Source organism: Marivirga sp., assembly GCF_035704835.1.
GTDB lineage: Bacteria > Bacteroidota > Bacteroidia > Cytophagales > Cyclobacteriaceae > Marivirga.
In genome coordinates this window covers 1-6,529 of record NZ_DASSWQ010000031.1, presented here as the reverse complement: position 1 = coordinate 6,529, position 6,529 = coordinate 1, and the positions used below count along the sequence as shown (strand labels likewise).

The window sequence follows — 6,529 nt, the reverse complement described above, 5'->3', positions numbered from 1 at the left end:
TCTCTGACATGGTTTTGGTTTTATTTTTTTATAAGTGAACTTATAAAAACAAATTCTATTTTACAATTGTATCATTCCAAAAAAGGAGTTGTGCTATATAGCAGAAAGCACGCGTTTTGCTGCGCAACGCGCGCTAGTGGTTAAATCCTAAATTCCATATCACTATTCAAAGCATGAAATGAATAGAAATAAAAAATGGAGTGAAGTCTTTCCTAAGAATGCCTCACTCCAATTTTTTCATTATCTTAAGAATTTATAGTTACTTCACCTCAAAAGATTCTATATACTCTTCTTTCCCTAAAGTAAATTTCAATTCATATTTTCCTTTGGAAATGAAATTATCTTTGATTTTGCAATTCCAAGTGAAGCTTTGGTAGCCTTTGGACAATTTTTCTTCCCAAGAGGTTAAACTTTCACCTTCTTCATTCAATACTTCTATTTTTACTTCCGCGCTTTTATTTGAATTATGAAAAAGAGCTATTTCCATTTCTGGTAAATAGGCTTTTGAGTAAGGATGAGACTTTTCGCCCCAGTTTTTGCTAAAGCGAATGTCTTCCACATCAAAAGTCACTAATTTATCATCTTCATTTTGAGCGATTTTATGTAATGGCTTTACATCCGTAACATAAATACTTCTGCCATGAGTACCTATAATTAAATCTAAATCTCTAGGATGAACTATCAAGTCGTAAGTCGCCACATTTGGGATAGCTCCCATATGCTGCCAGTTTTCTCCATCATTGAAGCTGGTGTATAAACCATGATCAGTTCCGATATAAAGCAAGCCCGCCACTTTAGGATCTTCATATATCACATTCACAGATTCTTGCGGTAAATCTCCAGCAATCGACTGCCAGTTTTTACCAAAATCAGTGCTTTTATATACATAATTATCAAAATTGTCATTTCTATAACCAGTCATGGAAAGATAAACTGTAGCCTCATCATGCTCAGAAGGATGAATACTGCTCACCCATAAATCTGCCGGAAGGTTGTTGTTGATTTTTTGGATGCTCTGCCCTTCTTTCATTAACCAAACATTCCCATCATCAGTCCCCACGTAAACGGTTCCGAACTTCAATGGGGATTCAGCAATTTCAGTAATGGTAGCAAAAGGAACATTTCCTTCTTTTGGCCCATTAGTTAAATCACCTGTTATTGCAGTCCAATTATCGCCTTGATTTAAGCTTCTAAATACTTTCTGAGCTCCCATGTAAATAATATCAGGATTATGCTGACTCATCACCACTGGAGTCCTCCAATTGAATCTTAATCTATCTTCTCCAATATTATGCTTTGGCGTGATATAAGTTCTCTGTCCATTTTCTCTATTAATTCTATAATAGTTTCCGAATTGATAGCCAACATAAACGATATCTGAATTTCTTGGATCAACGCTTACGAACATACCATCCCCTCCAAAAATACTTTCCCATCTTCCTCTTACATTGGGAACTGTTCGCGAACTGCCCACCATAGTACCGTTATCCTGTAATCCCCCATAAATATTATAGGGTTTTTCCATATCCACGTTTACAGTATAAAATTGCCCTACAGACATGCTATTTTTATGATCCCAAGTAGCACCACCGTCATACGTAATGTAAAGTCCGCCATCATTTCCTAACATAATGTGCTCCTCATCTTCCGGATTAATCCACATTGCATGATGATCCACATGTACATCACCTACTGAATCCGTTCTATTGAAAGTTTTTCCACCATCTCTAGAAACCACAATTGGAACTCCCATCACATAAATGATTTCAGGATTTTGTGTAGCTACTCTTATCTCTCCAAAATAATAACCATAAGTGTAATAAACACCAGTAAGGTCATAATCATGTGTTTTTTGCCACGTAGCTCCTCTGTCCACTGATTTGTAGACTACTGAACCTTTCACATCGGTATCGAACAAGGCTTGATTAGCATCGCCTAAATAGTTACTAAGCGCTTCGGGCTTGTAGCTTCCAGATTCAATATCTTTCTTAACATTTACTGCATTATATCTTTCAGGGAAATTATTATCCTTTAAATATTTATCTAAATCTTCATTGTTTAATTTAAGAAAATCTTTAACTGACATCTCCAAGAAATCGGCTTGGGTCAATCCTTCTTCTTCCTCTTTTTCCTTTTTAGTTTCTTTTTGATAATCAATTAAAGCATACAAAATATCTGGATTTGAAAGAGAGATGTCTAAACCTATTCTACCTGTAAATTCATCATCTTCCATTCCTTTCATGGATAGATTCCAACTTTCACCGCCATCTGTTGACATATAAACTCCAGAGCCTTCACCATTTCCTACAAAGTCCCAGGCATATCTTTTTCGCTCCCACATGCTAGCCCATAACAAATCAGGATTTTCAGGATGGATGATTAAATCTATCGCTCCTGTTTTATCATCTACGTAAAGTGTCTTTTCCCAATTTTCTCCTCCATCTGTGGATTTGTAAACTCCTCTTTCTTCATTATCAGAATACAAACCGCCCATAGAAGCTACCCAAACTGTGTTGGGGTCTTCTGGATGCACTACAATTCTTCCAATGTGATGACTACCAGGCAAACCAATATGCTTCCAATTCTTACCCTTATCTGTAGATTTATATATTCCAGAACCCGCATAACTACTTCTGCTGGAATTGTTTTCACCTGTTCCTACATATATGGTGTTTTCATCGCTGGGTGCCAATGCGATATCGCCTAAGGTAAGCGCTCCTACATTATCAAAAATGGGCTCGAAACTGACGCCATTATTTTGTGTTTGAAAAAGCCCTCCAGAGGCGTAAGCGATATAAAATTCTTTAGTATTATTTTGGTTAACCGCAATATCTACAATTCTTGCGCCTTGAATTACAGGCCCTACATTTCTAGCCGGAAAATCCTTTAAATTTGACGACTCCGCTAACTTTTTCCTGTTTTCGATACCTTCCATAATAGCTTGCGCATTGGTAGGTTCCACCTGACTCAGCAAGAAAAAAGGTGATAGTATAAATAGTGAAAATGCTAATAATAGTTGTTTCATAGTAAGTATTTTAAAATGATAAATACCCTAGGGAATTCCCTTGAGAAAATCTGTAAATTAAGTTTTACCTGGTAAGATAAAATGCGAATATTGACTTTTAAAGTCAATTACATTTTTATCAAATTTTGTGTTTGACGAATATCGAATAATTTTGGCTAATTTCTTATTGAAAATTTATAATCGGAGAAAATCGTGGATAATGTAAAAATCACTCCGCTTTTTTAAAATAAATTCTTACCTGAGGTTGACTATTATTGGCAATTTGCTTTTCATACCAAATGCTATTATTCTCAATATTAAAAGTTATAAAAGCATCCTCTAACTTTTTATCATCAAAAAAATCAAGTTTCGTTAGCGTAGAATTTGCTTTCCAAAAACCCACATTTTGGTCACCTTTATCTGCTCCGTTATAAAACCTACCATTTTCAGCAAGCAATATCCATCGATTTGGAAAAGCATACTTTTCTGTATTGTTAAATCCATTGACTGTAACTTTATCTACCTCCCATTTCCCGATAAGCGCATTTTCATGGGCAATTACCACCTCAGGCAATTCACGTTTTCTGTTAAGTGTAATTTTAAAATGATTACGTTTATCGATAAGATATATTAATTCATCAGAAGCTTTTATTTTCCATACGGTAATATCATTAAAAGGGCTACCTTCCCTCATTATCAATTCATTTTTATCGGGATGAATCTTCCAACTCTTCTCACTGGCAGAATCTAACAAACCCACTTGATAAACACCTTCTTCAAGGAAAATTAAATAACGGGTATTTGCATCCAAATACTTATGAATCATTTCATGACCATTTGCTTTTACAGAAGAGACATACCAATTACCTTCCAGCATTTCAGGGGAAGTGGTGTATTTGCAAGCTGAAAAGAAAACTGAAGCAAGAAATATCAATATTTGATATCTGGAACGCATTTTATCGTTTTTAATAATTATTACAAATTAATGAATTAAAACGTTTCCTTTCTATTTGACCTTAATTATTAATGAATTAAAACCGCACCATCATTTGGATTTTCACTTCAGACCTAGTGTTTCCATCAATCTCTTCATTTCCTGAACCCACTGTAAATCTATCTACATATCGAAATTGAGCGTATCTGGCCCAGATTTGTAATTTTTTCGAAAACTTATATTGTAGCAAAACATAAGATCGACTTCCTGTGTACTGATAGGCAGGAATGGAAAAAGCATATAAAACATCCTTTTCATAAACATACTGTCTATTTTCAAAATTATCCGTATCAAAAATAGAGTAGCGCGTGCTCAATCTAAACCTGCCAAAATCAAAATTGACATCCTGAATCAATGCCATTCCATTGGAATACTCTCCTTGAAGCAGGAATTCACTAAACTGAGCTCTGGTTTTAAGAGATATTATGCCTTTCGGACGAACATCTAAATTAATGATGTAATTTCTTTTTTCTGCATTTGCTAAACCGTACAGATTTGAATTACCTTCCTTATCCACATTTCGTTCCTTATTTTCCACCCTAGCCTGAGCATATAAATTTATTTCACGGCTAAATCGATAGGAAATTCGCCCTAAAAATTCATTTCCTTTTGAAGGACCATCTGCTCTAAACCTCAACCATGGAAAATTAAAACGATCGTAATATCCGGAAAAAGTCAGCTTTTTAAAGGGCTGAAATTTTATACCCCAATACACTCCTTTTTCATTAATATTTCTAGTGCTTTCCCCGAAAGCAGTTCCATAGAAGGTATGAAAATCCCTATCATAATTCCTTACAATAAAGCTGGTTTGCAGACTGGGCGTAATAGAAGCTATAAATCCTCCAATAGCCCCAATTCCTCCGGAACTACTGATAGCACTTTCTCCAAATAAATGGAAGTTTCGCCAATAGTAGTTAGCAAAAAGCCCAACATTTTGATTTTGTGTTCCACTAAATTCGAATTGATTATATTTATTAGGATCACGAAAAAAAGGCCTATCATAAATAGTATGAATATAATTTATGCCAATATTTAAATTTTCTCTTTTAGTGTTAAATAATAGATTACCTCCAAAATTCTGTGCTTCTATCGCATTTTTACCAGCTAACTCTGATTCAGTCCTGTGAAAACCAGTCAATCTAATTGAAGTAAAAAATTCTTCTGCGCTTCTTGCTGAATCTAAATCTACATTTCCGTTAATTGGATTGTAGCTGTAAAAAGTAGTTAAATCGAAATACTCGTTCAATTCAATCGTGGAAGCCACCCCTCTCAAAAAATTAGTCTCCAGAACTGATGTATAGGGTAAAACACCCAAATTACTTCTTCTGGCAGTGGCAACAGTTTGACTTCCCTTTCCAATCGCAAAACCAGCTCCGAATAATAAGGATTGGCCAAATTGCAGTTGATAATCCCCCCACACAATATTTTTAAGTCGTCCTTGATTCTCAAGTTGGAAATGAAATGACCAATAATCCATACCATATTGATCACGAGTAGGGTCCCATTTAAATTGCTCTCCTGCATCTTTTTCAGTTGTAAAACCGATACTGAAATCATCTGTATGCTTTACTCTAAACCGAGTATAGACTCTATATGGATCTCCCAAATACTGTCTTTCTCGCTCTTCTGTAGAAATATACCCTCTCTTTTGTTCTAAGGTTCTATCTGACCTTACCATTAAATAATTGTTTCTTTCAGTTAATATCCTTTGCAACAATGGTCGATTATCAGCCTGCAAACCAGTTTCCCGCACAGTCACAAATGGAAGAATTTCATAAATAGTCTGAAGATTAAATTCTGCTATAGATTGCAATTCATAAATACTTAGTAAATCTCCATTTTTAGCTCTGTGATTTAAAAAATTATTGATTTGAATATTGGATAGCATTAATAGCGACTGCAAATCTTGCCGAGAGGCTTTATTCAAATTGACAGGAGTTTGATAAAGCTGAAATAAAGATTCGTAAATATCTTCATAATTAGTGTTTTCATCCTGAACTGAAAAATTTCGTTCAATAAAATCCTCTAAATCAAAATCTTGCTCCTGTGAATATGTAACAAAAGGCATTAAAAATGCCATAATTAAGTATAGAAAAATCAAATATCTAATCCTCATTTCTTCCTCAATTTATAGTGCATTGAAAGACTATGAGAAAAACCTAATTCCGCATGATTGCTTAGCGCATAATCCCACTGAAAACTTAAGTACTTAAAACCAAATCCATAAAAGGATTGAAAAGAACCGCTATTAACACCTGTTCTCAAATAAAATTTTTCTAAGAAATTATATTCTGCTCCAAACTTCACGACAGCTGGTCTGAGGATATCTTTTTCTATTTCTGTGTTGAGCATAAAATAATCTCTTGGTCGATAGCTAACACCAAGCTTAAGTGGCTGTTGCACAACTCAAATGTAGTGTAATTTAGACTTAGTATATATATATATATACTATATAAACATCTGACTATCAGTTGTATAAGTCTATTTTATTTGCTATATTTTGCCATGCAAGGAAGAAAGAATTATCAAGA

General features: G+C 34.6%; 4 protein-coding genes. All 4 read right to left on the bottom strand.

Translation table 11 applies throughout. The features are described from left to right. Nucleotides 1-259 precede the first annotated feature (259 nt). The gene (locus tag VFM92_RS05680; protein WP_325121229.1) at nucleotides 260-3,025 is read right to left on the bottom strand and encodes a WD40/YVTN/BNR-like repeat-containing protein; all 2,766 of its coding nucleotides are present in this window, start codon (nucleotides 3,023-3,025) and stop codon (nucleotides 260-262) included. Between the two features lie 208 nt (nucleotides 3,026-3,233). Then, nucleotides 3,234-3,959, bottom strand: a complete 726-nt coding sequence (locus VFM92_RS05675; RefSeq protein ID WP_325121228.1) for a hypothetical protein — start codon at nucleotides 3,957-3,959, stop codon at nucleotides 3,234-3,236. A gap of 76 nt (nucleotides 3,960-4,035) precedes the next feature. After that, a complete protein-coding gene (locus VFM92_RS05670; protein ID WP_325121227.1) occupies nucleotides 4,036-6,066 on the bottom strand; it encodes a helix-hairpin-helix domain-containing protein in 2,031 nt (676 codons plus the stop codon). 44 nt (nucleotides 6,067-6,110) lie between these two features. Beyond that, nucleotides 6,111-6,350 carry a hypothetical protein gene (locus VFM92_RS05665; protein ID WP_325121226.1) on the bottom strand — a complete coding sequence of 80 codons (240 nt, stop codon included), beginning with the start codon at nucleotides 6,348-6,350 and terminating at the stop codon, nucleotides 6,111-6,113. Nucleotides 6,351-6,529 lie beyond the last annotated feature (179 nt).